Source organism: Candidatus Binatus sp., from assembly GCF_030646925.1.
Lineage (GTDB): Bacteria > Desulfobacterota > Binatia > Binatales > Binataceae > Binatus.
In genome coordinates this window covers 16537-42971 of sequence record NZ_JAUSKL010000059.1, presented here as the reverse complement: position 1 = coordinate 42971, position 26435 = coordinate 16537, and the positions used below count along the sequence as shown (strand labels likewise).

Genomic DNA, 26435 nt, shown 5'->3' with positions numbered 1-26435 from the left:
ACCGGCATCGATTCACCGGTCATAGCCGCCTGCTGAACATGAAGATCCTGGCTCCGCAGCAAGCGGCCGTCAGCCGGAACCAGATCACCGGCCGAAAGCCGCACGATGTCGCCGGGCACGAGCTGGCGGCGCGGTAGTTCGACAAAGTTGCCGTCGCGCTTGACGCTCGCGGTGGGAGCTACTTGATCTCTGAGGCGCCGCACTGCTCTTTCAGAGCGATAGGCCTGGACAAAGTTGAGCACGACGCTCAGCACGACCATCGCGGCAATGATGATCGAGCCCACCGCCTCGCCCACCAGCGCCGAGGTCACGCTCGCGATCAGCAGTATCAGGACCAGGGGATTGGCGCAGAAGCGCAGGAATTGAAAAAGCGGGCCGGCGACTTTCGCCCGCACCGGCTCGTTGGGACCGAATCGAACAAAGCGGCGTTGCGCCTCCGCGCTGGAGAGGCCGGCGTCAGATTGGCTCCCGCTGGAGATCGTATCACTCGGCTCCGGAGCGCGAGTTAGTGGCGCTTGATCCATGTGCTCCACCTGATGGCTTGAATCTCCCCTCCTCAGCGTGTCCGCCCCGCATTATCATCTGAGTTCGCGGCTATATCCTCTGGCTCCGACGCGATACTGAGGAGGAAACGCCCTTCAACAATTCGAGGATCGATACGGTCGCCGCTGCCACGGCGAGAACGACCATCAAGTCGTGGGCATGCAAGTCGCCGAAGTGAAACACCGTCATTGCGGATGGAACCGTCAACGTTATGGCCAACAGCAGGACTGCTGACCCAAGAACTATCCAGAGTGCTCTATTTGGTCGCCCAAGCGCGGCGTGGATCGAAGGGGTGAAGCTGCGATTGACCAGGACGAGTCCGAAGTTGCCCGCAACGAGCGACGCGAAGGTAAGTGCACGGACCTCCTCCTCAGGCATTCGATGAAGCATCGAGCCCATGAACACGCCGGCCGTCAGCATGAGGACTACCGTCCCTTGCAGAAGGCTCCGGCCGATCAGTGCGGGAGAAAACAGCGGCATCCCTGGATCGCGCGGACGCCGGCGCATCACGTCGCCTTCCTCGACCTCCGCCTCGAAGACGATTGACGATACCGGATCGATCACCAGCTCGAGGAACGCGATGTGGACCGGCGATAGTACAAGCGGCCAGCCCAGAAAAAGCGGTAACAGGGCAAGGCCGGTGATTGGCACGTGGACGGAAAGCAGATAGCCCATCGCTTTGCGCAGATTGTCGTAGATGCGCCGGCCCAGCCGGATTGCTTTGACAATCGAGCCGAAGTCGTCATCGAGCAACACGAGCGCCGCGGCTTCGCGGGCTACATCCGTGCCGCGACCCCCCATGGCAACCCCGATATGTGCGGCCTTCAAAGACGGCGCGTCATTCACGCCGTCGCCAGTCATCGCTACGACTGCACCATTCGCCTTGAATGCGTTCACGATCCGAAGCTTCTGGTCCGGTGTGATGCGGGCGAAGATCGCGGCACTTTGAACGCATTCGCCAAGTTCCGTGTCGGTCATCCTGGCGACTTGCTCACCGGTGATAGCGCCGCCACTGACGTCGAGGCCCGCCTGCTCCGCGATTGCCCGCGCCGTCACTGGATAGTCACCGGTGACCATCACAACCGCGATTCCAGCCTCGCGACACTCGCGAACCGCTTGTGGAACAGTAGGACGAATTGGATCGGCCAGGCCTGCCAGCCCGAGGAACTCGAAATCGAAGTCACGCTGCGACTGCGGCCAGGCAGTTCCAGGAAAGACTGCTCTGGCGACGCCGAGGACGCGCATGCCCTGGGATGCCATCTGGTCGGCTGCTTGCAGCATCTTGCCAAGCTCAGCGCTATCTAGATGACAGAGCTCGCCGATCGATTCAGGAGCGCCTTTTGCAGCTACGATGTAATCTCGCTGGCCGGCGGCCTTCCACACGTGAGACATTACAAAGAGCTGCGGCGTCAGGCCGTATTCGTGCACGAGCGACCAATCAAGGTGGATGTGTTCCGCAGTGGAGAACGATTGCTGTCCGAGTGCGTGGAAAGCTTTCTCCAAGGGATCGAACGGGTCGATCTCGCTCGCGAGAATTCCGTATTCCAGCAGCGTGCGAAATTTGTCAGGAAGGTGGCGCGGCTCCATGGCCGCCATCAGCAACAGCTCGTCGCCCACCCGGAGCGCTGCGATGGACATCTGATTGAGGGTCAACGTTCCCGTTTTGTCAGTGCACAAAACCGAGGCTGCACCTAGTGTCTCGATAGCCGCGGAACGCCGCGCCAGCACGCGCGCCTTCGAAATACGCCACGCGCCCATCACGAGGAAAATCGTCAGAACCAGAGGAAACTCCTCGGGGATGATCGACATCGCAAGGGCGATTCCCGCGAGGAGCCCGTCGAGCCACGAGCCGCGCAACAGCCGGTAGAGAATTATCGTCACGACGCTTATCGAAATTCCGACGGTCGCCAGGACCCGGACCAACCTCCGCGTCTGAGCGCGGAGAGGGGTCGGCTCTTCTCTTATGTCGATAAGCGTAGTGCCGATCTTGCCAATCTCAGTCGCCGAACCGGTCGCATAGACCTCTGCGACTCCCTGTCCGCGCACGATCAAGCTGCCGGAGAATACGAACGGAAGATCGTCGCCTCCGAGGCGCGTCGAGCTGGGCGTGTCGCGTGCCGCCGTCTTTCGTACAGGCACGGACTCGCCAGTTAGCAACGACTCATCGGCCTGCAGATCATGACTGACAGTCAGAATCGCGTCGGCGGGAACGCGATCACCGTCGGTAAGGATAATCGTATCGCCACGGACTACCTCTCTGCCTGCGATTCGCTTTCGGACTCCATCGCGGACGACGAGCGCACGAGGACTTGAGAGATCGCGAAGCGCTTCCAGCACGCGCTCGGTCCGGGATTCCTGAACGATCGCGACCGTAACGGTGATTGCTGCTGACGCAAGCAGTACGATTGCTTCGCCGAAGCTGCCCAGTAGCAGGTACACAGAACCGGCGGCGATCAGGAGCTGAAACATCGGCTCCTCGCACACTTCGAGCGCGATTCGCAATAATGTCCGCCGGGAACTCTGCGGAAGTTCGTTGAATCCCTCTGATTTGAGGCGGGCCGCAGCTTCCGCTTCAGAAAATCCCCGCGGAATTGCGGATTCGTGCGCGGAATCCGAATGAATCGCGCCCCCCTGCTGATTCGCTGCCGAAGTCATGTCAGGTTGGCGGCCTCAACCCATATCAAGAACGGATGGGTCGTCTTTGCCGCCAGATGACCAAGACACTATAGCGTTCTACAGTTAGATGCATCACAAGCGGCTCTGCGAGCGATGCCCCGGATGACATGCATCGCGGATTCAACTATTTTCGCGACCGTATGGCGAAACGGCATTACTGCTCAGCGCAGCGTTGCGCGGGTATCGAATGAATCGTCGGGCGCAAGCGCCGTCTCGCGGATAAAAGGATCAAGGTTGATTCCGACGAATTGCCTGCGGATGGAAGCGTCGTCATGATCGATGACATCGGGAGCACGGGTTTTTGCGGCCTTCGACGCGCCGGCGTTCGACGGATCGCCTCGTGTGATACCATCGATCATTCAACCGACACGATTAGGACGGCCCCGCTTACGGCTCGGGCCCTGATGGGGAGTTCATCGTGACCGCGCCCGCTCCAATACTCAGGTTTCTGGGTGCTGCCGGCACTGTCACCGGCAGCAAGTTTCTGCTTACCTTCGGTGACCATCGGGTACTGGTGGATTGCGGTTTGTTCCAGGGTCTCAAGCAACTGCGCCTGATGAACTGGGAACCGTTGCCGCTGGATGCGAGGGCTATTGACGCTGTCCTGCTGACGCACGCACACCTGGACCATAGCGGGTTTATTCCTCGCCTGGTGCGTGACGGCTTCCGCGGCAAGGTGATTTCGTCACCCGGCACACAGGCGCTGTGTCGGATCCTGCTGCCCGACAGCGGCCATCTGCAGGAGGAAGAGGCCGACTACGCGAACTTGAAAGGATACTCCAAGCACTCTCCCGCCCTGCCCCTTTATCGCGAAAGCGACGCATGGAATTCGCTCGGATATTTTTCCTCAGTCGAATTCGATGCAAAAGTTGAGGTGGGTCCGATCACCGCTCGTTTTCTGCGCGCGGGGCATATCCTCGGGTCGTCGCTGATATGTTTGGAGATAAATTCGGCCCGGCGAGTGCTCTTTTCCGGCGATCTGGGCCGCCCATATCATCCACTGCTGCGGCCTCCGGCACCGCCTCCCGCGGCCGAAGTGATCGTGATCGAATCCACCTACGGCGATCGGATTCATGACGATACTTCGTCGCTTCAGCGGTTCGCAGACGCGATTGCAAAGACCGTGGAGCGCGGCGGCGTAGTCGTGATTCCTTCATATGCAGTTGATCGGACCGAAGTCGTCCTGCACCATTTGGCGGGTCTGCGCGCCGCGGGCCGAATACCGCGAGTTCCAATTTTTGTCGATAGCCCGATGGCGCTAGCGGCGCTCAGGATTTACGAAGACTCGATCGAGCGCGGCAGTCCCGAAATCCGCGATGACATCGCGCACACCAGGAATTTCTTCAATGATCGGGATTTGACTGAGATCAAAACGGTGGAAGAGTCGATGCGGCTGAACGCGATGCCGGGACCGATGATAATCATCTCGGCGTCGGGAATGGCGTCGGGCGGCCGCGTCCTTCATCATCTCAAGAGGCGGCTGCCCGACCGCCGCAACACGGTGATCCTGGTCGGGTATCAAACCGAGGGCACACGTGGCAGGTCTTTGCTCGAGGGCGCTCAGATGGTGAAGATGCTGGGTGCCTACGTTCCGGTGTCTGCGGAAGTGGTCGAGGTCCCCGCGTTTTCCGCGCATGCCGATCAGAACGAAATCGTAAACTGGCTGAAGCAGGCTAAAGTTCGGCCGCAATTAGTTTATGTCGTCCACGGCGCGCCAGCGGCGTCCGAAGCTCTGCGCGCCCGTATCGTGCATGAGCTGGGATGGAACGCCGTGGCGCCGCGCAATCTCGAACAGGTGCGTATAGGCTAGCTACTGTGACGGACTTTCGGCTGAGACATCTGCCGCTCGATACGATGCGCGAGCATGTGATCATTATTCACGAGCGTGCCGTGCATGACGGAAACCTCGGCTTGCGTCCGCTCGATCGCGCGCGCGTCTTCGGCGCCGATCGCGAAACCGGCAAACAGCGGGAAATTACCGGTGTTCTGAACATCTGCAGCGACGACTTGCTTGAAGCCGACGAGATCGGTCTGTCGAAGGAAGCATTTCACGATCTCGGCTTGCCTGAAGGCGCCGCGGTAGGAGCAAGTCTCGCCGTCGCACCGCGGAGCGTGGATCTGGTCAGGGCAAAGCTCCGCGGAAAACGGCTCAGACGCGAGGATTTCGACGCGATCCTCGCCGACGTGGCGGCGCGGCGTTATTCACGCGTCGAACTTTCGATGTTCGTGCTGGGTTGTGCTCTTCAGAAAATCGATCTGGCAGAGCTGACGGACTACACGCTCGCAATGATCGCAACCGGCCAGCAGCTCAGGTTCGCAGATCCGATTGTAGCAGACAAGCATTGTATCGGCGGTGTTCCCGGCAACAGAACCACCATGATCATTGTGCCGATTCTCGCGGAACTCGGACTGAAGATTCCGAAAACGTCCTCGCGCGCGATCACCAGTCCGTCGGGCACCGGCGATACGATGGCGGTACTGGCCGACGTCGCGCTTTCGCCTGAACGGCTGTACCGGGTGGTCGATGAAGTCGGCGGTTGCATCGCATGGGGTGGCGCACTCGAGCTGGCGCCGGCGGACGACATTCTCATCACGGTCGAGCGCCCGATGGAGATCGACACGGAAGCGCAGATGGTCGCCTCAATTCTCGCTAAAAAGAAGACCGCCGGCGCGACGCACGTGCTAATCGACATCCCCGTCGGACCTTCGACCAAAGTCAGAACACTCGAACTTGCCGAGCATGTCGGAGGGTTGTTCAGGGCCGTGGCCGAGCGGATAGGTCTCAGGCTGGAGATCGTGACAACCCATGCGCTGGGTCCGATCGGATACGGTATCGGGCCGCGATTGGAAGCGCTGGACGTGCTCTCCGTCCTCCGATGCGAACAGGGCGCACCTGCGGATCTGCGCGAAAAGGCGCTGATGCTATCCGGACGTTTGCTCGAAATTACGGGCGTCGAACCGCCGTCGCGCGGCTATGCGGCTGCACGCCGGGTTCTCGATTCGGGCGCCGCGCTCGCGAGGTTCGACCGAATCGTGGCGGCGCAGGGACGACGCGAGCTGCCTCCCGAAGCGCCTGTGCGGCGGCAGATTGCCGCGGAGCAAAGCGGCCGGATTCAGCAGATCGATTGCTGGGAAATATCGCGAATCGCAAAACGCGCGGGCGCCCCGGCCAATGTCTCTGCAGGGGTGAAGCTGCATAAAAACGTGGGCGATAATGTGACGCGGGGCGAGCCGATTTTCGAGATCCACGCCGACAACGATTCTCAGCTTCAGAACGCGCTCGAATACTGCGATTCGGTGCGTCATCTTATCCACTTCGAGTAAGGTCGGCCGCGCGTATTCTGCGCGAGCGAAAAATCGAGGGATTGCCGGTCGTCGAGGACGGCCGCCTGGTGGAAATTGTCACGCTGGCGGAACCTGCTCGAAGCGGCCACCATCGAGTGAGCAAACCGCTCAAGCGATCTTTCGGACGCGAGCAGTCGAATGCGTTGTCAGGACCGGGACTGGTGATTCGCGCACCACCCGCTCGGCGACACTCCCGAGCACCAGGTGACTCAAGCCTTTGCGTCCGTGGGTGCCCATGACGATCAGATCGACGCCGAGGTCACGCGCCGCGGCGAGCACCCTCTCGGCAGGATCGCCGCTGACCACGTGCGTTTCGCAGCGCGTCGTAGGGGGAATCCGTTCGCGCGCGAGGTTATCGAGCTGCTGGCGCATGTCCTTCTCAACGTAGGGATACGGTTCCATCGGGACCGGCTGAAAGCCGGCCGCGCCCGCTGGCGTAGGCGCGATGCTTAGCAAATGCAAAGCGGCATCGTTCTGCTGCGCCAATTGCAGTGCGACTTCAAGAGCCGCCAACGAGTGCTCCGCAAAGTCAATCGGACACAGGATCTTGCGGAAAAGTTGAGTCATCGTTTCCTCCTGCTGAATCCCGGAACGGCATTGACCACGCGGGGAGTCACGCGGCGGCAGGCCGCATTGAAACAAGCCGATTACATTCGTCAGGCAAGATTACTTGTCCAGCTCCTGATTCAGTTCCTCAGGCGGCGTCCAGATATAGCGCGAGGGCTCGCCGATGTCCCCTTCGCCGGGTTCAGTCGGGCGTTTTCTCCGATTTGCCGCGACGCCCTGGTTTTCCCGCGGCCCCTTGATGGCATTGATCCCACGAACTGCTATTGCGGCGCCTTTGGCGCTGAGCCCTCAGCCGCGTTGAGCGCCGCTGCGATCTCGTGCAACCACGCGGCCGACGACAACTCGTCTTCCGCCAGCAGACGCAGCGCTTGCTTGGTTTCAATATCGTTGGTCAGCGCCGCCGCGAATTCCATGATCGGCGCTACGGCTTGCTGCGGCTCCTGGACCAGCGATGCCAGCGCGCCAAACTTTTGCGCTTCAGCGATCTCGGCATTGGCGAGTAGATCAACCAGTTTATTGCCATACTCAGTCGAGGTCGCGCGCAGCATTCCACCCAGTTCATGAACGCGGCGCTCGATCATCCGCGCGTGATAGGCCTTGCGCTCTGCGATCATCATGAGACAAGTCCGCAAGCCCCTGGTGCGGCATACCGCAGCCCATTTTGCGAATGCGATCGCAGCGTCCATCTGGGTTGCGTGCAACTCGTCGAGAAAGGAAATTACAGCCTCGCGCTCGGAGCGGTACATCTGCCCCAGCGCCTGGAATCCCGGCTCTCGCGACTGGCCCGGCGCGGCTGATTCCTGTTCGATTTTCGTCATCTCCTCTTCGAACGCGGCCTCGCTCATCAAGCCGCTGCGGTAGGCGCGAAGCAGTTGTCTGATCTCGAAATCTCTGTTCACGGTTATTCTCCTCGGCTCGCTGATTGATGTTCCCGAACTAGAGAGCAAACCGCGGACCAAATGGCCGCCCTCCGCAACCCGAACCGGAATAACTGGTATATTTATCGAAAGGGGCCGCCGCTGATGCGCCTGGGGTCATTAATGCCACGATCGGGAGCGCTGTTCTGTCCTCACTTGCAATCGCAGGCGCCTCCAAATGACGCGATCGGATACAACGACTGCGTCTCCTGGTGCCGCAATTCGACACCGGTAGGCTGTGCGGAGGTGCTATCAAGCGGCGTTTGGCCCGGTTTCAAGCTGGCATGGAAGCCGCTAACCGCCTCCTGATTATTGTCGCTATGCGGTCCGCTCGTCGGCTCCTGTGAGGCAATCCGCCTGTGATGCCGCTGAGCAACGGAAAGAACGCGTGTATGAAACGGAATACAAGTCCAAGTTGATGACGCCGGCGGCGGCGGTGGAGATGATCCCATCGCGCGGCAATCTCTCGATGGGCATGGCGGTCAGCGAACCGCCCGCGGTGTTAGCGGCGCTCGAAAAGCGAGTGAAGGCCGGCCAAATCGAGGAGCTTCGCGTTTACTATTCGCACTCGGTAACGGCCGCGGCCGTGACGATTCTCAAGTACGAATACATGGACGTCATCAAGCCGCATCCATTCTTTCCGACCATCGTCGAACGACGGCTGCTCGAACAGGGCCAGAAGGACAATCGGCGCGTGGTCTTTTATATGCCGGGCAATTTCAGCGCGATGCCACGCACGTTGCGCGAAATAGGTATCGACGCTTTCGTGATGATGGTCGCGCCGATGGACAAGGGCGGGTTCTTCAGTTGCGGCACCAACGGCGACTACACGATCCCGACGGCGCGAATCGCAAAGAAGCTGATCGTCGAAGTCAATCCGAGGATGCCGCGAGTATTCGGCGATTCGTCGGTGCATATCTCCGAAGTCGCAGCAATCGTCGAGAACGACAGCCCGCTGTTCGCGCTGCCTCCCCGGCTGTTGACGCCGCTGGATCAGGCGATCAGCAAGCACATCGTCGAAATGGTCCCGGACCGTGCGACGCTGCAGGTAGGAATCGGCGGCGTACCTGCCGCGGTATGCGCGGCCTTGCACGGGCACAAGGATTTGGGCATCCACTCCGAGCTGATGATGCCGTCGCTGGCGGCGCTGATTCAATCAGGCGCCGTGACGAACAAGTACAAGGCCCTGAATCGATACAAGAACGTGTACACGCTGGCGGCGGGGGACGAACCTTTCTATGAGTTTCTGAACAACAATTCGAGCATGGAGGCTCGCGGCGTTGACTACGTGAATGACCCGAACGTGATAGGGCAGAACGATCGCGTAATCTCGATCAATGCGTTTCTCGAGGTCGGCCTGGGCGGCGAAGTCAATTCCGAAGCAATCCAGGGAAAACAATACAGCGCGCCCGGCGGACAACTCGATTTCGTGCGCGGCGCGCAGTTATCGAAGGACGGCAAGTCGATACTCGCGGCGTACTCGACCGCGAACAAAGGCACCATCTCGCGCATCGTCGCAAAGATTGAAGGACCTACCACCGATCCAAGAACAGATACTCAGTATATCGTGACCGAGTACGGCGTGGCTTGCCTGTCGGGCAAATCGACTTCGGAGCGCGCCGAAGCGCTGATCGCGATAGCTCATCCGAATTTTCGGGAAGAACTTCACCGCGCCGCGCGGGAACTAGGCTATCTCTGAGCCGAGGCGCAAGTGGAGATATCGCGCACGGTCTGAGTTCATCGTCAGCCGGACCGACGATTTATTTCTGCTGAAGGCTTTCGACGTAGCGAGCGATCGCGGCAAGCCTGCGCGCAACATCGGCGTCACTGCCGGGACTGAACTCTTCGCCCGGCTTCTGAAGCTTCACCCCAAGAAACGGCATCTGCAGGCGCGCGTGCGACGGAATCGCCTTTCGGCCGTCTACGATGTCGACGACCTCGTCGAACGGAAATTTGCCGCCGTTGCGTGCCGAGAGTCGCCTCAGATCCGGTGGCGATGGAGTCATTGCAATTGCCTGGTTGGCCGGTCCGTCACCTTTGCCGCTCGCACCATGGCAGTCCGCGCAATACGCGTCGTAATCCTGCTTCCCGCTCTGCGCGGCAGCAATCGAAGGAAGGCAAGTACCGGCTATAATCGAGATGATAAGCGCATATCCGCTCGAACTTATCGCCCTTTTCACCGACATTGTGCCCCCGCCGTTCGCTAATGTTCGACGATCTTCTGGGTTGCCTCGACCACGTTGAGGAATGCTCTCAGCATATCGCTCGAGGTGACGACGCCGACCAACTTGCCGCCATCTACGACCGGCAGTCCGCCGATCTTGTGCACCAGCATCAATCGCGCAGCTTCTTCCACCGAAGTTTTCGAATCGACGCTTACGACCGGCGCCTTCATAGCTGCATCTACTTTCGTCGAGTCGAGGTAGCCCGCGTGCTCGCGCAGATCGCGCTCGGTGAGAATTCCCACGACGCGACCCTCATCGACCACCGGCAGGCGGCGGAACTTGCCGGCATCCATCATCTCCTTAGCCTTCAGTAACATATCGCCCGATCGGACGGTCTCGGGATGCTTTGTCATTACATGGAGCATTTGCATCATGGTCACCTCACCTCGATGAGCGAAGGAAGTGGAGCAAAACAACTGCCACGCCGAGCCGCGCCGAAGTGCAATCTGTCTATGCGCAAAGACTTCACTTTTCGCGCGTCTTGAGTGTGTCAAAGGCCACCGAGGCTCCGTTCGCACCAAAGCGCTGAGCCAGTGTCGCGTTCCGATACACTCTGGTCCGGTTATGGGATCGAGCGCGCGATTCGCGATGTCTTGCGGGTTCGACGGGAGCCGCGGGCGGATCGGCCTCGGCTCCCGACGAATCGATTAGCTGAATTGCACCCCTTTCTTCTCTTCGCGCCATTTCTTCACGATGTCGAAGAACTCGATCGAGCCGCCGCCGTAAAGCTCGCCGGCCAGCCCGAAGCCCAACTCGGGCCGACCCTCGTTGTTGTAGTAGCCGGGGGTGCACGCCTCGAGGTAGTCGCGATTGTTGATCGCCTTCTCCTTGATCGTCGCCACCCACTCGGCTTCGGCCTCGGGCGTCGGCTCGATGCATCGCGCCTCATTCGCTTTCGCGTGCTGGATCATCTCGGTGATGTGGTGCGACTGTTCCTCGAGCATGTGCGGGAAGTTCGCGGTGAGCGCGTTCTGCGTGATGCCCATGTGGAAGCAGTTGGGGAACCCGGAACTGTAAAAACCGTGCAGCGTCCTCAGGCCGTTCGCCCAGTATTTGGTGAGCGACTGGCCGCCGCGACCATACACCTCGAAGCCCGCGCGCCGCGTGTAGGCGGTGCCGACCTCGAACCCGGTGGCGAAGATGATGCAATCGACTTCGTACTCGACGCCGCCGAACACCAGGCCTTTCTCCGTGATGCGATCGACGCCGCGGCCCTGCGTATCGACCAGCGTCACGTTGGGGCGGTTGAAGGCCGGCAGATATTCGTCGTTGAAGGTCGGGCGCTTGCAGAACTGGCGATACCACGGCTTCAGCGCCGCCGCAGTCTTGGGGTCCTTGACGACCCGGTCAACGCGAGCGCGGACTTGGTTCATCTTTTTGAAATCCGCGAGTTCCATCATCCGCGCCATTTCCTGCGGCGACAGATTGGAATCATTCTTGACCGGGAGAATCGCGCCGAGGTTGCGGATGATGTCGGTCCATCCGTCGCTTACCAAGTCCTCTTGCGCAAAGCCGCCGGAGACCAGCGTGTTGAAATTGTCCATCCGGCGCCGCTGCCATCCGGGGGTCAGGGTCTTCACCCATTCCGGATCGGTCGGACGATTGCGGCGTTCATCGACCGACGACGGCGTGCGCTGGAACACATACAGATGCTGCGCGTACTGCGCGAGATACGGGACGCATTGCACGGCAGTCGCGCCGGTGCCGATCACCGCGACGCGCTTGTCGCCGAGCTTGTGCAGATTTCCGGTGGTATCGCCGCCGGTGTAGTTGTAATCCCAGCGGCTGGTGTGGAAGGTGTGTCCCTTGTAGCTGTCGATGCCGGAAATTGCGGGCAGCTTCGGGCGGTTCAGCGGCCCGTTGGACATCACGACGAAGCGCGCCCGCATGCGATCATTGCGGTTGGTGGTGATGATCCATCGGCGCTCGTCTTCGTTCCAGGTTATGTCTCTGATCTGGGTCTGGAAGCATACGTCGCGATAGAGGTCGAATTTCTCGGCGATGCGCCGCGAATGGGCCAGGATTTCCGGCGCGTAGGAGTACTTTTCCTTGGGGATGTAGCCGGTTTCCTCGAGCAGCGGCAGATAGATGTAGGCCTCGATATCGCACTGCGCGCCCGGATAGCGGTTCCAGTACCAGGTGCCGCCGAAATCGCCGCCCTTCTCAATCATGCGGATGCTCTGGACGCCGGCCTCGCGCAAGCGCGCGCCCGCCAGCAGGCCGCCGAAGCCGCCGCCGATGATCAATACTTCGACATCGTCGGTGAGCGGTTCGCGGGTAAAGCCCGGGGCGACATAGGGATCGTCCACGTAACGGCTGTAATCACCCTTCACTTCGACGTACTGTTCATTGCCATCGACGCGCACGCGTTTGTCGCGCTCTTCGCGGTACTTGGCACGCAGAACTTCGGGGTCGAAATCGATCGCTTGATTACCGTTGGTGGCGGACTCGACCTTGGCGACTTCACTCATTGGCGAACTCCATCGGGCGTGGCGGGCAGCACACGCGGATTGTTGAGACGCGTTATTGAACGATCGGATAGTTACTGAGCGATACTCAAATCGGCGATAATATTCAAGCAGATACCGAACCGCTACGGCAAATTCGGTCAGCGGTTGCAGACACTGGATTAGTCGGGTCTATTCTCTCGAGCGCGTAACCCGCGCACGCTCAAAACGGTTATACGATAGAGTGATGATGCCGATGATCGATCGCCTGAAAGCGCGCGCCGAGTGGAAATTTCTCGGCGTTTTGCTGCAAGCCGATCGTGCGCTCGCGATCGCATGGTGGGCCGCGCTCTGGTTGCGCGGACTGTTGCCGGCGCTGTTCGCGATCGCGATGGGCGTGCTGGTCGGCGCGGTGCAGCGCGGCAATTCGCTCGCGGCGCCGCTGCTCGCCGTCGGCGCAGTGTTCGTCCTGCTGCAGATCCTGCCGCCGCTTCATCATGCGGTTGGCGCGAATCTCGGCAGCCGCACTGCGGCGTGGCTCTACGATCAATTGACGACCGCCTGCGTCACTCCGCCCGGCATGGGGCATCTCGAAGACCCGCGACTCACGACCGACCTCGCGATGGCGCGCGACTTCGATCTTGGAATCAGCGGACCGCCGATGAGTATCTCGATGGACTTCATCGCGTCGGGCCTGGTCGAGATGGTCGGCGGACTGCTATCGGCGTTGGTGCTCGCCGCGTATGCGTGGTGGGCGCCGATTCTGCTCGCTGGCGCGTGGCTCGCGACGCATTGGCTGCTGCGGGAGAGCGGCGTGTGGCGCGATCGCAATACTGACGAGGTTCGCGAGGCGCAGCGCCACGCCGACTACGCATACCGGCTCGCGGTCGATCCGCCGGCGGCGAAGGAACTGCGCCTGTTCGGGCTCGCGGGATGGACGATCGAGCGATTCACGTCGAGGCGGCGGCGTCTGTTCGATCTGCGCTGGGAGGCGACGCGGCTGCGCGAGCGGCCAGTGCTCTGGAGCCTGCTGCTCGTGCTATCGGCGAACCTGCTGGTGTTCTGGGCGATCGCGAGCGACGCCGCGGCGGGACGTATCATGGTGGGGCAAGTCGTCACCTTCGCGAGCGCGGCGGTCAGCACGAGCATGATCGCATTCGGTGGACTGTCGTGGGCGCTCGATGGTGCGTCGGCGCCGGCGGGCGCGGTGCTGCGGCTGCAGGATGCGATGACCCTGGCGGGCAATCTCGTGCGCGGCGAACAAGCCGCGACGAATATGCCGGCGCGGGAGATCCGGTTTCGGAACGTGCGCTTCGCCTATCCAACCACCGGCGAGCCAGTGCTCGACGGTTTCGATTTGACGATTCCCGCTGGCTCGTCGCTCGCGATCGTGGGCCAGAACGGCGCGGGCAAAACGACGCTCGCGAAGTTGCTCTGCCGGCTCTATGATCCGCAGGAAGGCGCAATCGAGATCGATGGGATCGATTTGCGGGAAATCGATCTCGACGCGTGGCGCGAGCGCGTGACGGCGGTGTTCCAGGACTTCACGAAGTTCGAGTTGCCGCTCCGCGACAACGTGTCACCTGAGGGAGCGCCCGACGCCGAGATCGAGCAGGCGCTCGCTGAGGCCGGCGCGTCACGTCTCGCAGCGCTCGATACGATTCTCGCGCGCGGCTACCCGGGCGGCACCGATCTGTCGGGCGGGCAATGGCAGCGAATCGCGCTCGCGCGGGCGCTCTGCTCGGTGCGGCTAGGCGCGGGCGTGGTGCTGCTCGACGAGCCGACCGCGCAACTCGACGTGCGCGGCGAGCAGGAAATCTTCGAGCGGATTCTGAAGGCGACGCATCATGCGACGACGATCTTGATATCGCATCGATTCTCGACCGTGCGTCACGCGGACCGCATCTGCGTACTCGAGCACGGCCGCGTGATCGAACTCGGCACGCATGATGAGTTGATGGCGGCCGGCGGACGCTATCGCACGATGTTCGAGTTGCAGGCGTCGCGCTTCACCGATGCCGCGGACGACGCGGAAGGAGGTGTCGCGCTCGATGAGCCCGCGTGACGATTTGCCGGCTGCGATACCCGCGATGTGGCGCGCGCTGAAGCGCGGCTACCAAGCGGAGCCGCGCCTGCTGACGGTCGCGTTCGGGCTGTCGCTGCTGTCGGCGCTGCCCGACGCGCTGATGGCATTGTGGCTGATGCTGCTGGCCGACGGAGTGACGGGCCATCATCGCACCGAGTTGTTCGCCGCCGCGATTGGGCTTGGCGTGTCGGCGGTGGGCACCTGGTTTCTCCGTGTGACGAGCGACCGTATCCAGCGCCGGTTTCGCGATCGGCTGACGATCGCGCTCGAGTCGCACGTCGCGCGGCTGCAGGCCACGGTCGCAACGATCGCTCATCATGAGCGCCCCGAGTATCTCGATCGGCTCGCGGTGCTGCGCGACCAGGTGTTCGTGCTCGATCATATGTACATGTCGCTGTTCTCGACCTGCGGATGGATTCTGCGGCTCGGCGTGACGGTCGCGCTGCTGATGTCGATCAATCCGGCGCTGGCGCTCCTCGCGGCGTTCGCGCTGCCTACTGTGCTGACTTCGACATGGCGCCCCGGTATCGAGCGCGCGGCGGAGGAACAAGGCGCATCGGCGAATCGGCTCGCGCGGCATCTCTTCACCATCGCCACCACTGCGCCGCCCGGCAAAGAAGTGCGCGTCACGCGGATCGGGAATCGGCTGGTGAAACTGCGGCGCGAGGCGTGGGAGCGATGGTACGGGCCGGTGGCGTCGGCGCGATGGGGCAGCGCGGGATGGCATACGATCGCGTGGCTGATTTTCGGCGCCGGCTATATCGGCGCGGTGGTGTTCGTGACGGTGAATCTCCGCGCGACGCCCGGACAGGTGCTGCTGGTGCTGGCGGCGGGCTCGCGGCTGTCGGCGTATATCGGCGCGACGGTCGGCGAGATCGGATTCCTGCGCGGCATCTGGCTCGACGGCTCGAAACGTCTCGCCTGGCTGGAGGATTATGCCGCGTCGCTGGAGGAGCATGCCGACACGCCGGCGCCCGAGCGGCTGGTCGATGGAATCCGGTTCGAACACGTCTCCTTCGCGTATCCCGGCACGACTCGCCACGTGCTCGAAGACGTGAACCTGAATCTGAAACCGGGATCGGTCGTCGCGATCGTCGGCGAGAACGGCGCGGGCAAGAGCACGCTGGTCAAGCTGCTCGCGCGGCTCTATCAACCTGACCACGGACGAATCCTCGTCGATGGAATCGATCTCGCGCGGATTCCAGCGCTGGATTGGCGGGCGCACGTCGCGGGCGCGTTCCAGGATTTTTTTAAGTTCGAGTTTCGCGCGCGCCACTCAGTAGGCGTCGGCGACGTTCCGCGACTCTACGATCAGGCGGCCGTCCTCACCGCGGTCGAACGCGCGGGCGCCGACGACGTGATCGCGCGGCTCGCCGCGGGCCTCGAGACGCAGCTTGGTCCGACCTGGCCCGACGGAGTCGAGGTGAGCTTCGGCCAGTGGCAGAAATTAGCACTCGCGCGCGGCTTCATGCGCGATCATCCGCTGCTGCTGATACTCGACGAACCGACTGCGGCGCTCGACGCCGAGACCGAGCACGCACTCTTCGAGCGCTACGCCGCGGCGGCTCGCGGCGGCGGGCATAATGGCGGCATCGGCAACGGCCGCGATGGGCGCATCACGATCCTGATCTCGCATCGCTTCAGCACGGTGCGGATGGCCGATCAGATCGTCGTGCTCGACGGCGCGCGCGTCGCCGAAGTCGGCACGCATGAAGCGTTAATGGCGAAGGGCGGCCAGTACGCCGAACTGTACGGAATCCAGGCCGCCGCGTATCGATAACGCCGCTATCGGCGACCCTTTTTCTACACCATGATCGTGCGCATCAGAACGTTTCACGTGAAACGTCGGGGAGCTCCCGCGCCAACCCTCTCGACCACCCAGATGCGTTTATAAACTTGCTGTGCTATCTGCATCGGAAGTTTCGGCACTTTGTTTCCGAGGGAGGGCTTCGATGGGGGTCGATCGCCAATTCTTGCTAACCGGCGCGAAGCGCGTGTTGGACTCGCGCCCGATGTACGCTCAGGTAGTAGTAACCGACGATTGCAATCTAACCTGCGACTATTGTGACGAGTACACGCCCGGTGGACCTACCGTCCCGCTGCCCGATCTGAAAACTCGCATCGACGACCTCGACCAGCTTGGCGTGTTGGTGTACGACCTGCTCGGCGGCGAACCGCTTATGCACCCTGGCCTGCCCGAGCTGATCGCGCATATCAAGACCAAGCGCGGCGGGTCGAACGTCACGACCGTCATCACCAACGGTTTCTTTCTGACTGAGCGAGTGATCGAGCGACTCAACGATTCCGGCCTCGACTTCATGCAGCTATCGGTTGATTCGATCGAGCCCACCCCACGCTCGGTCAAGTCGCTCAAGTCGCTGATGCCGCGGATGAAGCTGCTCGCCGCGCACGCCAGGTTCCAGGTCGAAGTCCAGACCGTTTTGAACGAGGAAACACTGCCGGATTATGATCGCTTCCGCGATCACTTGAAGGAATTTCCGTTCGCCTTTGGCTTTTCGATCATGCACGGGCGCGGCGGTCGCCTCGCGATCAGAGGCGAAAAGTTTCTCAGCATCCTGCGCCGCTACGGCGTCTTCGAGGGCATGAATTTCTACGGCGAGCACTTACAGGAGATGCTGCTGGGCGACTTTTCGAGAAAGTGGAAGTGTCTCGCGGGCTTCAAGTTCCTGTACGTTAACTCCAAAGGCTCGGTGCAATGGTGCGCCCAGCAGCGCGACTATTCATTCCCGCTGGCAGAGTTGGACCTGGCCGAACTTCGGCGCAACAATCGCCACAAGCCCTGTGAAGAAGGATGCTGTCTCGGATGCGTCCGCATGATCTCGCACTCGCTAGGTGAACCCTTCAAAAGCCTGCGCAGCAGCATCTCGCTCGCGACCGGTATCGGACGCAGCACTCGCAACGGGCGCCGGCCCGTCGCTGCGCACCAGCAGCCTTAGTTCATGGGTGAGGCGCTCGAACATCTCCCGGACACCTACAGTGAGCGAGGTGTCGCTCCTGCGCGAATTCAGGCGGTCGTCGTATATGCCCCAGAGATGGGCAATACTTTGCGGCTGGTCGGCGGGATTACCCTGCTCGAGCGGTTACTGCGCCAGCTATCCGAACTGGGAGCCGTCGATAGAATCTCGTTGCTGAAGCCTCGCGATTCGTCCTTGCCGAAGCCATCGAAGCGAGTCCGCAAAGCAGTCACCTATCACGATGCCGCGGGCTCCGACGCATGGGCAATGATGCGCGACGCGCGCCCCTATCTCGCCGATCGCTTCATCGCAGTTGCTGCGGATCTGCTAATCGATCAGCGGCTGCTAGCGTGGCTCGCTGAACAAAGTATCGACACGATCCTAAGTCCAAAAGCCGGCGAGGCTCCCGAGGTCGCGGCCGTTCTCCATGCGCGATCGCTCGATGCTACCAGCTTCGACGCTGCGCGTATCGAAGTTGCGGCGGTCAGTGCGATGCCCACTTACTGGGACGCGATGCACGGCGAGGTTCCATTCCATCTTCGCCGGATCGCCACCGAAGCGGACGCCGAAGCTTGTTGGCCAATCCTGTTAGACTACATCCAAAGGCGCACGCTCGAACTGCCAGCGCAATACTTTGACCCCTACTTCGAGAGTTTGCTCGTTCGATGGCTCGCACCTACTGCGATTACCGCGAACCAGGTCACTCTTATAACCACGGCCCTAGGTTTCGTGGTGAGCCTGCTCTACTACTCCGGATGGTTGCGCTTCGGCGTACTGCTTGCGGTATTTGTCGAGGTGCTGGACGGTGTGGATGGCAAACTCGCGCGCATCACCCGCACGACCTCAAAGGCTGGCGAGTACGAACACGTGCTCGACTTCTTCTATGAGAACTCCTGGTACATTGCATTGGGATTCTACCTGCCCCGCAGTGGCTTTGAGTTCGCATGGACCGCCGCGGTTCTAATGGTAGCGTTCGATTTGATCGACAATATCGTTTACTCGGTAGCTGACGTCAGATGGGGACGCAGCGTGGACAACGCGACTCACTTTCTAGCCCGGTTCCGCCTGATTGCCGGCCGGAGAAACATCTACAACTGGTTGTTCCTGCCCTGGATTTTGATTGGACTCCCGGCCTATGGCTTCTATATGGCAGTCGCATGGGCAGGTATCACAGCCGCGATTCATGCATGGTGGTGCGTCGGCGAGGCTGTTGAAAGGACCGGCACCGGAATTACCAGTTAGTCACATCAGCCCGGTGGCGCAATAGCTTGATTGGTCCGGCCACTAACTAAGTCGGCTGGCCGCCGTCCTTTCAAAATCGAAAAAGCTAACAGGCCTGCAGCCGCGCCTACGATCGAAGTCAGCCGGAACGCTATTCCAACAGCTACGCCGGCCGCGGCGGGCATTCCTAGCGCGGTGAATGCGATCAGCCTGCTTCCTTCCTGCACTCCAATCGAATCAGGAACCACGAAGGTCACAAAGCCGAGCAGCATCGTGAAGGATTCTATAGCAAGGCAAGTCACTAGTTCGCGAGGCAGTCCGAGCCAGCCGAGCAGCAGCCAAACCTGGATGACGCCGCATCCGAAGGCAAGTTGATGCGACAGCGCGGCGAGTAGCAAATCGCGCGGACGTGAGCGATAGAAGTCGATGATCTCCTGATCGACGTTTGGAGTGAGGCGGTGGATGCCTTGCCGCCATCGCTCCGGCATCGGGATTCGCGCGATGATAAGCTTGGTCGCGGTGGTGAAACCGCGCAGTTGAAAGACCAGCAATACGAGGATTCCGCCCAGCGTAACGATGAAGCCGCTCAGCACCGCGACCGAGAATCCGTGCGGCAGATGAAACCGAGGCCAAGTAACGACTACGCTGCACGCGATGAACACGACCTTCGACAGGCTGAAGGTCATGCTGGACGTGAGCACGCTGGCGATAGCGGTCGCGACTGGAAAATCCGGGGTTAGTAGATACACCTTGGCCGGCTCGCCGCCGATCGACGCGGCCGGAATGGTCTGATTGAGCGCGGTGCCGGCTAGTCTCACGAAGAAGAGTCGCCGATAGCTGCCACGCCGAAGTTCGGACGGGAAAGTGAACCACCATCCCAGCGTGTTGAATCCGTCGACGATGAACTCAAGCAGGATTATCGCTACCAGCCCGATGCCAACCGAAGAGAGATCCGTGACGATCCGACGCGGCCCCGATTCGTAGATCAGGATGCAGAGCAGCGCCACGCCCAGCATCGTCCATGCGGCGCGTTGCCGGCGGCTATTCATCCGCGGCCTCGCCCGATGATTTTACGAAGCTCGCAGAACTTTCTCGGCGCTTTCAACTTTTCGACTCCGGGTGGCAGTTATAAAATCACAGACCGGCTCCCGGAGCGACCATATTCGCTCTTCAGCGGATCAATGTTATTGAGAATCGTATGATCGAAGCTGTGATATGGGATTTCGGCGGCGTGTTCACGACCTCACCGTTCCACGCGTTCGAGCGCTACGAGCGCGAGAAGGGGATTCCGGTTGGACTGATCCGCAAAATCAATTCCACCAATCATGAAAACAACGCGTGGGCCAAGTTCGAGCGCTCGCATCTGGACCTTGACGGCTTCGACCTTGCCTTCGCGGCGGAAGCGATGGCGCTTGGCCATCATATACCGGGCCGCGACGTCGTCGCGCTGCTGGCGGGCGATTTCCGGCCGGAGATGATCGAGGCGCTGCGCCGCCTCAAGACCAGGTTCAAGACTGGATGCATCACTAACAACATGCCGTCGAACGCGGCGAGCGGCGACACGGCGGACCGGTCGCTCTATGCGCGCGAAATCATGGAACTGTTCGACGAGTTGATAGAATCGTCCAAGATCGGCATCCGCAAACCCGATCCGCGCATCTATCTGATGATGTGCGACAAGCTTGGGGTCAGGCCCGAAGCGTGTGTGTACCTGGATGACTTGGGAGTCAATCTCAAACCGGCGCGCGCGATGGGTATGGCGACAATCAAGGTGGAGAACGGGCCTCAAGCTATAGCTGAGCTTGAAGCTACTACCGGCATAAAGTTAATCTAGGTGCTCGACACTCTTAAGGAATCGCGGGATGGAACCGAATCTTAAAGTTGCCATTGTAACAGGCGCGGGAACGGGCATAGGCAAACAGGTCGCGCTAGCTCTCATGCAGCAAGGCTATGCGGTTGTACTCGCCGGACGCCGCAAGGAACCGCTTGAGGCAACGGCCGCAGACGGGAAGGGATCAGGATCGCCGACGCTGGTCGTTCCGACTGACGTAGCCGATCCGGCCGCGGTGAAAGTTCTTTTCGCCGAAACGGCCACGGCCTTTGGTAGGCTCGACCTGCTATTCAACAATGCGGGAGTCGGTGCGCCGCCGATACCGCTTGAGGATCTCACTTACGAGCAATGGAAGGCGGTGGTCGATATCAATCTGACCGGCGCGTTTCTCTGCACCCAGGAAGCTTTCAGGATCATGAAGAACCAGGATCCGCGCGGCGGACGTATCATCAACAATGGATCGATTTCCGCGCACAGCCCCAGACCTAACTCTGCTCCCTATACATCGACCAAGCACGGAATGACCGGCCTGACCAAAGCGACATCGCTCGACGGCCGCAAGTACGATATCGCTTGCGGGCAGATCGATATCGGGAATGCCGCGACCGAGATGACGCGCAGGATGAGCAAAGGCGTCCCTCAAGCTAACGGTTCGATAGTTGCCGAGCCGACCATGGACGCAGAGCACGTTGCACGCGCGGTGATTTACATGGCGACGTTGCCGCTCGATGCCAACGTGCAATTCATGACCGTGATGGCGACCAAGATGCCTTTAGTCGGCCGCGGCTAGGCCATGTAAGTCGGATACGAGGAGCAAGAATCCGAACCGCCTATGGGTTTCGGACTCTCATCACTATCGCACGACTTACTCAAAAGCCGGGTGGACGGGGACAACCTCCTAGCAGGGCAAGAAAGTGTTTGGCGAGACTAAGTGTCGTGCGATCGTGCAAATAGGGACCTACAATCTGGATGCCGACTGGCAGCCCGGTGCTAAGGCATCCGACCGGGATCACGGTAGCCGGCAAGTAGCAAACGCCGGCCGGCGCCATCCAAGCGGTAAGATCCCAGTAAGGGCGCTGCTCACCACCGACCCACGCGATACGGGTAGCTTGAGGCTCGCTATGATCGTGCGGAATCGCGGGACAAGGCATCACGGGTAACAAGATGGCGTCCCACTGCGTGAAGAACTCCTCCCAGCGTTTGCGCATCTGCAAACGCCGCTCATTGTAGGTCAGCCACTCGCGATGCCTGATCGCCAGTTGGCGTTTCGTGCGCGCAGCCGGGGTATCGCCCGGCGACGCGGCGTAGCCCTCGATCCGGTTAAGAGCTACGCCACCCGCGAGCGCAGCTTGTAACAGGGCAAAGAAGGTGTCGACTGCCTTCTCCAAGGTAAAGGCAGGCCGCGCCTCATAGTCAACCCACGCGCCAGCCTGAGCGAGCATCCGTGTTGCCTTCTCCAGCAGATCGCGCATCTCTGGTTCTACCCGGCAACGTGGATCGTCGAGCCAGGCTGCTATGCGGTATTGCTTAAGGCTCTGATGACGCGGTTGCGGCAAATCGAGGCGCCATGCCGGACGTTCCCAGCGATTGGGACCGGCCATAAGATCGAGCCCTAGCTCGAGATCTTCGACAGTGCGCGCCATCGGTCCTGCGACGGCAAGATCGGCCATCGTAAGCGTTCCCGGCGGGCCGGGAATCTGTCCGTGCGCCGGTACGATTCCATAGCTGGGCTTATGGCCTGCGATACCCGACATATGAGACGGCAGGCGAATCGAGCCGCCGATATCGCTGCCCAGTTCGAGTGGAGTAAAGCCGCATGCGAGCGCCGCGGCCGAGCCGCCGGATGAACCGCCGGGAGTTCGCGACACGTCGTAGGGATTGTTGGTGGTACCGAATACTTCGTTGTAGCTTTGTAAGTCGCCCGCATAGATAGGCGCGTTGGTCTTGCCGTAGATGATTGCTCCTGCTTCACGCAGGCGTGCGACCGGCCACGCATCCTCTTCAGGCACGAAATCAGCAAGTTCGGGCGCGCCTGAAGTTGTTCTCATTCCCCTGGTCTGGAACGAGTCCTTAATTGTTATCGGCACGCCATGCAGCGGACCGCTTACTTCGCCGCGCGCGAGCGCCGCGTCGGCAGCATCAGCTTCCTTGCGCGCGCGCTCGGCGTCGATCGTCACGACACAATTGATTCGCTGGTCGAGTGCTTCGACGCGCGCGAGAAAGTAGTCGAGCGCCTCTCTACTGGAGATTTCGCGGCTGCGAATTCTGTTCGCGATCGTGATTGCGCTGGAATAGGCAAGCTCGGACACGGCGGCCTCCTGTCGATGCTAGTTCAAGTAGATCCGCGCAAGCGACTCAAGCTCGCGGTCGGCTCTGCCGGGCTCGAGGTGGTTAGTAGATATAATGATGCGATGCACACCCGCGCGTTCATAGCGCGCGATCTCCGGCTTCGGATCATTCTGCGCGGCTAGCTGGTAGATCGAAATCGTGAGCTTGGAGAAGTCGCGGCCGGCTTCGCCGCACATCTGCTTCAGCTTTTCCAATTCCGGCACGAGCGCCTCAGGACTGATTCCGATCGGGCTCCATCCATCGGCGATCGCGACGACATTTTTGAGCGCGCGATCGTTGGGACCTAGCCCGCTGCCGCCCGCGCCGATATGAATCGGTGGATGAGGCTTCTGCACGGGCTTCGGATAGTGCCTGACAGGCGGGAACTTCACGTACTCGCCGTCGAAGCTGGGCTCGGGCTGGGTCCATAGCTGCTTCATCGCGCGGACGTATTCGCGCGTGATCGGCCATCGCTTTTTGAAATCGATTCCCATGATCTCGGATTCATCCGCGAGCCATCCTGCGCCGATTTCGAAGATGAAGCGGCCGCCCGAGTAGAAATCGAGCGTCGCGACTTCCTTGGCGAGCAGAATCGGATCGCGCTCGGGGACAAGGCAGATGCCGGTGCCGAGCTTGATCTTCGAGGTGGCTGCGGCGGCGATCGCGAGGCTGACGAACGGGTCGGGCATGTGAGAATAATTTTCGGGAATTTTGCCGTCGCCGGCCGGATAAGGCGTGCGATGCGTGACCGGGATGATGGGATGCTCGGGGATGAAGATCGCATCGAAGCCGAGCGATTCGCATTTGCGCGCGACCGCGCCGGGATCGACTGTGGTTTCTGTGACGAAGGCGAGGAGTCCGATTTTCATTTTTGTCTGTCTCGGCGATGCGGGGATTTAAATTCCTGAAGGTTCGATAGCGCATTTGAATCGGTCTTGCCAGCGCACGCGCGCGATCACTCGCATGCAGATGCGAGCAATTGCGCAACCTGCGCGGCGGTGACGATCGCGATACCTCGCGCATCCAAATCGTCGCGAAGAGCATCGTCCCTTGAAGGATCGATCGAGCGGCACAGATCCCAGATCACCGACACGCTAAACCCCGCATCGCGCGCGTCTTCTGCGCTCCACGCGACGCAGTAATCGCGCGCGAGGCCGCATGCGAAGACGTGCTCGACTCCGCGGTTGATCAGATAACCGCCGAGGCCGGTCGGCGGACGTTCACCGTGCGGATTCCAGTTGTTGCGCAGCGCGCTGTACGAATCGGTCGACGCGTCGGTCGCCTTGCGGATGATCGCGCTAGCTCGATGCCACGGCAATCCTGAGTGCAACTCGGCGCCGGGCGTCCCTTGCACACAATGATCGGGCCACAGCGTTTGCGGATATCCGTAAAGCTCGATCGTCTCGAACGGCATCCGCCCCGGATGATTGCTGGCGAATGAAACATGATCGCGCGGATGCCAATCCTGCGTCGCAACGATCACATCGAACAGCCCCGATTCCATCAGCGCTCCGAGCGGAGCAACGATCTCATCGCCGCCTTGCACCGCGAGCGCGCCGCCCGGCATGAAATCCGGCTGCATATCGACCACCAGCAGCGCCGAGCGATCGTTGCCCAACGGAATTATTTTTTCTTTCATCACTCTTTAGCGGATTGCTTCGTTCGTTGAATTGGACGCGGCGCCAAGCTTCATTCTAGAATCCGCGAAAAGGAATCTCCACTTCGGCATTTTCAATTTATGTGTTCGATCAGGTGATCGATTCACTTACCTCGGCGCGGTGCTTCCGATGCAAACAAATCTTCCAGTAATCGCAGGAGTCGCGCAGTACAATCCGAGAGCGGCGGGTCTCGCGATGGCGCCGGAACCGCTCGCTATGATGGAGCTGGTCGCGCGCGCCGCGGCCGAAGATTCGGGCGCACCGGATCTGCTCAAGTCGATCGACGCCATCGCCATCCCGAGTATCGTTTCCGCGCGATATCAGAACGCGCCCGACGCACTGGCACAGCGCCTCGGCATCGATCCGAAGCGAAAGATTTACACCACCTTCGGCGGCAACACGCCGCAATTCCTGGTCAATTATCTTGCGGGCGAAATCGCCGCCGGAAAAATTCGCGCCGCGATCGTGGTCGGCGCCGAAGCTATTTACTCGCAGCGTCACGCGCAAAAGACCGGTGGCGTCAATTGGGATTTGAACCGCGGAACCGGCGAGCCCGAGATGATGGGCGATCCGCGCATGGGCTCGAATGCTTACGAAGATCGTCACGGCGCGCGAATGCCGATCCAGGTTTATCCGCTCTACGAGAATGCCTATCGCGCGCGAAACGGATGGTCCCTAGCCGAGCATCGCGAACGCCTCGGCCAGTTGTGGTCGTCGATGAGCAAGGTTGCCGCGGCCAATCCGTACGCGTGGTTCCCGAAGGAGCGCACCGCTGGCGAAATCGCCACCGCGACGCCGGACAATCGCATCATATGTTTTCCCTACACGAAGCTGATGAACGCGATCATGGAAGTCGATCTCGCGGCCGCGGTGATTCTCGCGAGCGAGAGCGAGGCGCGCCGTCTCGGCGTTCCCAATCACAAGCTCGTTTACATTCATGCCGCAGCAGACGCGACCGACGGATGGTGGATGAGCGAGCGGATGAGTTTCGCGCGCTCCCCGATGCTGCAAAACTGCGTCGATGCGGCGCTGAGCGGCGCGGCGATCGATGCCGCCGCGGTTTCACACTTCGACTTCTATAGCTGCTTTCCGGTTGCGGTCGAATTTGCGATGGAGGCAGTCGGCATGAAGCTCGGCGAGCGGCGCGGCTTCAGCGTGACCGGCGGATTGCCCTTCGCCGGCGGCCCCGCCAACAACTACGTGACCCATTCGATCGCCGCGATGACTTCGCGCCTGCGCGCCCATCCCGGCGAGTTCGGCATGACGACCGGCCTCGGCTGGTACTTCACCAAGCACGCGGCTGCGATCTACAACACGCGGTCGCCCGAGCGCGACTTCGCTTACTCCGCATTCAAGGAGCCGGCCCATCCGGCGGTTGCCGTGATCGAACAGGCTGAAGGTCCCGCGACGATCGAGACTTACACCGTCGAGCACGATCGCGCGGGCCTTCCCGCAAGCGCGATCGTGATTGGACGCCTCGCGACCGGCCAGCGATTCTTCGCGCGCGCACCTCGCGAGATTCTCGCCGATCTCGAGCGCGAGGAATTCGTCGGACGCCGCGGCCGCGTCCGCAACGCCGACGGCATCAACCTGTTCGAGCCCGCGTGATGATGCCT

Annotated in this window: 21 protein-coding genes and 1 pseudogene; 11 read left to right on the top strand and 11 right to left on the bottom strand. The window is 61.0% G+C overall.

All coding sequences use genetic code 11. The annotated features are described in order from the left end of the window. The coding region (locus Q7S58_RS09455) for a cation-transporting P-type ATPase (RefSeq protein ID WP_304824053.1) at positions 1–524 on the bottom strand (524 nt) is incomplete at its 3' end. Positions 525–594: 70 nt separating this feature from the next. Continuing rightward, positions 595–3198, bottom strand: coding sequence for a cation-translocating P-type ATPase (locus Q7S58_RS09450; RefSeq protein WP_370655492.1), 2604 nt, complete (start codon positions 3196–3198; stop codon positions 595–597). A 439-nt stretch (positions 3199–3637) separates the two neighbouring features. Between Q7S58_RS09450 and Q7S58_RS09445 the strand changes: the two genes are divergently transcribed. From Q7S58_RS09445 to Q7S58_RS22145, 3 genes and pseudogenes are all read left to right on the top strand, one after another. Further along, positions 3638–5029 (top strand): MBL fold metallo-hydrolase RNA specificity domain-containing protein, encoded by a 1392-nt coding sequence (locus Q7S58_RS09445; protein WP_304824047.1) that lies wholly within the window; start codon positions 3638–3640, stop codon positions 5027–5029. Between the two features lie 5 nt (positions 5030–5034). After that, positions 5035–6543: a thymidine phosphorylase family protein gene (locus Q7S58_RS09440; RefSeq protein ID WP_304824044.1), complete on the top strand. Its 1509-nt coding sequence runs from the start codon at positions 5035–5037 to the stop codon at positions 6541–6543. Continuing rightward, positions 6504–6587, top strand: a pseudogene (locus Q7S58_RS22145) (hypothetical protein); the annotation flags it as partial. The gene Q7S58_RS09440 and the pseudogene Q7S58_RS22145, both read left to right, overlap by 40 nt. An 85-nt stretch (positions 6588–6672) precedes the next feature. Here Q7S58_RS22145 and Q7S58_RS09435 read toward each other — a convergent pair. Continuing rightward, positions 6673–7131, bottom strand: coding sequence for a universal stress protein (locus Q7S58_RS09435; protein ID WP_304824040.1), 459 nt, complete (start codon positions 7129–7131; stop codon positions 6673–6675). 260 nt (positions 7132–7391) lie between these two features. Next, positions 7392–8030 (bottom strand): hypothetical protein, encoded by a 639-nt coding sequence (locus Q7S58_RS09430; RefSeq protein WP_304824037.1) that lies wholly within the window; start codon positions 8028–8030, stop codon positions 7392–7394. A gap of 406 nt (positions 8031–8436) precedes the next feature. Between Q7S58_RS09430 and Q7S58_RS09425 the strand changes: the two genes are divergently transcribed. Beyond that, on the top strand, positions 8437–9747 hold the full coding sequence (locus Q7S58_RS09425; RefSeq protein WP_304824034.1) for an acetyl-CoA hydrolase/transferase family protein: 1311 nt from the start codon (positions 8437–8439) through the stop codon (positions 9745–9747). 61 nt (positions 9748–9808) lie between these two features. Here the strand turns inward: Q7S58_RS09425 and Q7S58_RS09420 are convergent, their stop codons facing one another. The 3 genes from Q7S58_RS09420 to Q7S58_RS09410 form a co-directional block, all read right to left on the bottom strand. Further along, positions 9809–10234 (bottom strand): c-type cytochrome, encoded by a 426-nt coding sequence (locus Q7S58_RS09420; RefSeq protein ID WP_304824031.1) that lies wholly within the window; start codon positions 10232–10234, stop codon positions 9809–9811. Between the two features lie 17 nt (positions 10235–10251). Beyond that, positions 10252–10647, bottom strand: coding sequence for a CBS domain-containing protein (locus tag Q7S58_RS09415; RefSeq protein WP_304824028.1), 396 nt, complete (start codon positions 10645–10647; stop codon positions 10252–10254). A gap of 273 nt (positions 10648–10920) precedes the next feature. After that, a complete protein-coding gene (locus tag Q7S58_RS09410) occupies positions 10921–12744 on the bottom strand; it encodes an NAD(P)/FAD-dependent oxidoreductase (protein ID WP_304824025.1) in 1824 nt (607 codons plus the stop codon). Positions 12745–12967: 223 nt separating this feature from the next. On the opposite strand from Q7S58_RS09410, the gene Q7S58_RS09405 reads away from it, so the two are divergent. The 4 genes from Q7S58_RS09405 to Q7S58_RS09390 all read left to right on the top strand — a co-directional run bounded on the left by Q7S58_RS09405 (position 12968) and on the right by Q7S58_RS09390 (position 19023). After that, on the top strand, positions 12968–14785 hold the full coding sequence (locus Q7S58_RS09405; RefSeq protein ID WP_304824022.1) for an ABC transporter ATP-binding protein: 1818 nt from the start codon (positions 12968–12970) through the stop codon (positions 14783–14785). Beyond that, complete coding sequence (locus Q7S58_RS09400; RefSeq protein WP_304824020.1) at positions 14772–16586, top strand: ABC transporter ATP-binding protein; 1815 nt, start codon at positions 14772–14774, stop codon at positions 16584–16586. Before Q7S58_RS09405 ends, Q7S58_RS09400 begins: the two co-directional genes overlap by 14 nt. Before the next feature lie 172 nt (positions 16587–16758). Continuing rightward, on the top strand, positions 16759–17763 hold the full coding sequence (locus Q7S58_RS09395) for a radical SAM protein (protein WP_304824016.1): 1005 nt from the start codon (positions 16759–16761) through the stop codon (positions 17761–17763). A 96-nt stretch (positions 17764–17859) separates the two neighbouring features. Next, positions 17860–19023: a CDP-alcohol phosphatidyltransferase family protein gene (locus tag Q7S58_RS09390; RefSeq protein WP_304824013.1), complete on the top strand. Its 1164-nt coding sequence runs from the start codon at positions 17860–17862 to the stop codon at positions 19021–19023. 5 nt (positions 19024–19028) lie between these two features. Here Q7S58_RS09390 and Q7S58_RS09385 read toward each other — a convergent pair whose 3' ends face one another. Beyond that, positions 19029–20051 (bottom strand): flippase-like domain-containing protein, encoded by a 1023-nt coding sequence (locus Q7S58_RS09385; RefSeq protein ID WP_304824010.1) that lies wholly within the window; start codon positions 20049–20051, stop codon positions 19029–19031. A 149-nt stretch (positions 20052–20200) separates the two neighbouring features. Between Q7S58_RS09385 and Q7S58_RS09380 the strand changes: the two genes are divergently transcribed. Both Q7S58_RS09380 and Q7S58_RS09375 read left to right on the top strand, forming a co-directional pair. After that, a complete protein-coding gene (locus Q7S58_RS09380; RefSeq protein ID WP_304824007.1) occupies positions 20201–20836 on the top strand; it encodes an HAD-IA family hydrolase in 636 nt (211 codons plus the stop codon). Positions 20837–20864: 28 nt separating this feature from the next. After that, entirely contained in the window at positions 20865–21623 is a 759-nt protein-coding gene (locus tag Q7S58_RS09375; protein WP_304824003.1) for an SDR family oxidoreductase, read from the top strand. A 79-nt stretch (positions 21624–21702) separates the two neighbouring features. Here the strand turns inward: Q7S58_RS09375 and Q7S58_RS09370 are convergent, their stop codons facing one another. The 3 genes from Q7S58_RS09370 to Q7S58_RS09360 form a co-directional block, all read right to left on the bottom strand. Beyond that, positions 21703–23142 (bottom strand): amidase, encoded by a 1440-nt coding sequence (locus Q7S58_RS09370; RefSeq protein WP_304824000.1) that lies wholly within the window; start codon positions 23140–23142, stop codon positions 21703–21705. A gap of 18 nt (positions 23143–23160) precedes the next feature. Then, a complete protein-coding gene (locus tag Q7S58_RS09365) occupies positions 23161–24030 on the bottom strand; it encodes an LLM class F420-dependent oxidoreductase (RefSeq protein WP_304823997.1) in 870 nt (289 codons plus the stop codon). A gap of 86 nt (positions 24031–24116) precedes the next feature. Next, positions 24117–24800, bottom strand: coding sequence for a nicotinamidase (locus Q7S58_RS09360; protein WP_304823994.1), 684 nt, complete (start codon positions 24798–24800; stop codon positions 24117–24119). Positions 24801–24948: 148 nt separating this feature from the next. Between Q7S58_RS09360 and Q7S58_RS09355 the strand changes: the two genes are divergently transcribed. Next, positions 24949–26427 (top strand): acetyl-CoA acetyltransferase, encoded by a 1479-nt coding sequence (locus Q7S58_RS09355; RefSeq protein WP_304823991.1) that lies wholly within the window; start codon positions 24949–24951, stop codon positions 26425–26427. The last annotated feature ends 8 nt before the right edge of the window (positions 26428–26435 follow it).

Excerpts from the sequence above, each read along its gene's own strand:
- Q7S58_RS09450 (WP_370655492.1), bottom strand. The coding sequence starts at position 3,198 with ATGACTTCGGCAGCGAATCAGCAGGGGGGCGCGATTCATTCGGATTCC.
- Q7S58_RS09435 (WP_304824040.1), bottom strand. The coding sequence starts at position 7,131 with ATGACTCAACTTTTCCGCAAGATCCTGTGTCCGATTGACTTTGCGGAG.
- Q7S58_RS09420 (WP_304824031.1), bottom strand. The coding sequence starts at position 10,234 with ATGTCGGTGAAAAGGGCGATAAGTTCGAGCGGATATGCGCTTATCATC.
- Q7S58_RS09415 (WP_304824028.1), bottom strand. The coding sequence starts at position 10,647 with ATGATGCAAATGCTCCATGTAATGACAAAGCATCCCGAGACCGTCCGA.
- Q7S58_RS09410 (WP_304824025.1), bottom strand. The coding sequence starts at position 12,744 with ATGAGTGAAGTCGCCAAGGTCGAGTCCGCCACCAACGGTAATCAAGCG.
- Q7S58_RS09405 (WP_304824022.1), top strand. The coding sequence starts at position 12,968 with ATGATGCCGATGATCGATCGCCTGAAAGCGCGCGCCGAGTGGAAATTT.
- Q7S58_RS09400 (WP_304824020.1), top strand. The coding sequence starts at position 14,772 with ATGAGCCCGCGTGACGATTTGCCGGCTGCGATACCCGCGATGTGGCGC.
- Q7S58_RS09395 (WP_304824016.1), top strand. The coding sequence starts at position 16,759 with ATGGGGGTCGATCGCCAATTCTTGCTAACCGGCGCGAAGCGCGTGTTG.
- Q7S58_RS09390 (WP_304824013.1), top strand. The coding sequence starts at position 17,860 with ATGGGCAATACTTTGCGGCTGGTCGGCGGGATTACCCTGCTCGAGCGG.
- Q7S58_RS09385 (WP_304824010.1), bottom strand. The coding sequence starts at position 20,051 with ATGAATAGCCGCCGGCAACGCGCCGCATGGACGATGCTGGGCGTGGCG.
- Q7S58_RS09380 (WP_304824007.1), top strand. The coding sequence starts at position 20,201 with ATGATCGAAGCTGTGATATGGGATTTCGGCGGCGTGTTCACGACCTCA.
- Q7S58_RS09375 (WP_304824003.1), top strand. The coding sequence starts at position 20,865 with ATGGAACCGAATCTTAAAGTTGCCATTGTAACAGGCGCGGGAACGGGC.
- Q7S58_RS09365 (WP_304823997.1), bottom strand. The coding sequence starts at position 24,030 with ATGAAAATCGGACTCCTCGCCTTCGTCACAGAAACCACAGTCGATCCC.
- Q7S58_RS09360 (WP_304823994.1), bottom strand. The coding sequence starts at position 24,800 with ATGAAAGAAAAAATAATTCCGTTGGGCAACGATCGCTCGGCGCTGCTG.
- Q7S58_RS09355 (WP_304823991.1), top strand. The coding sequence starts at position 24,949 with ATGCAAACAAATCTTCCAGTAATCGCAGGAGTCGCGCAGTACAATCCG.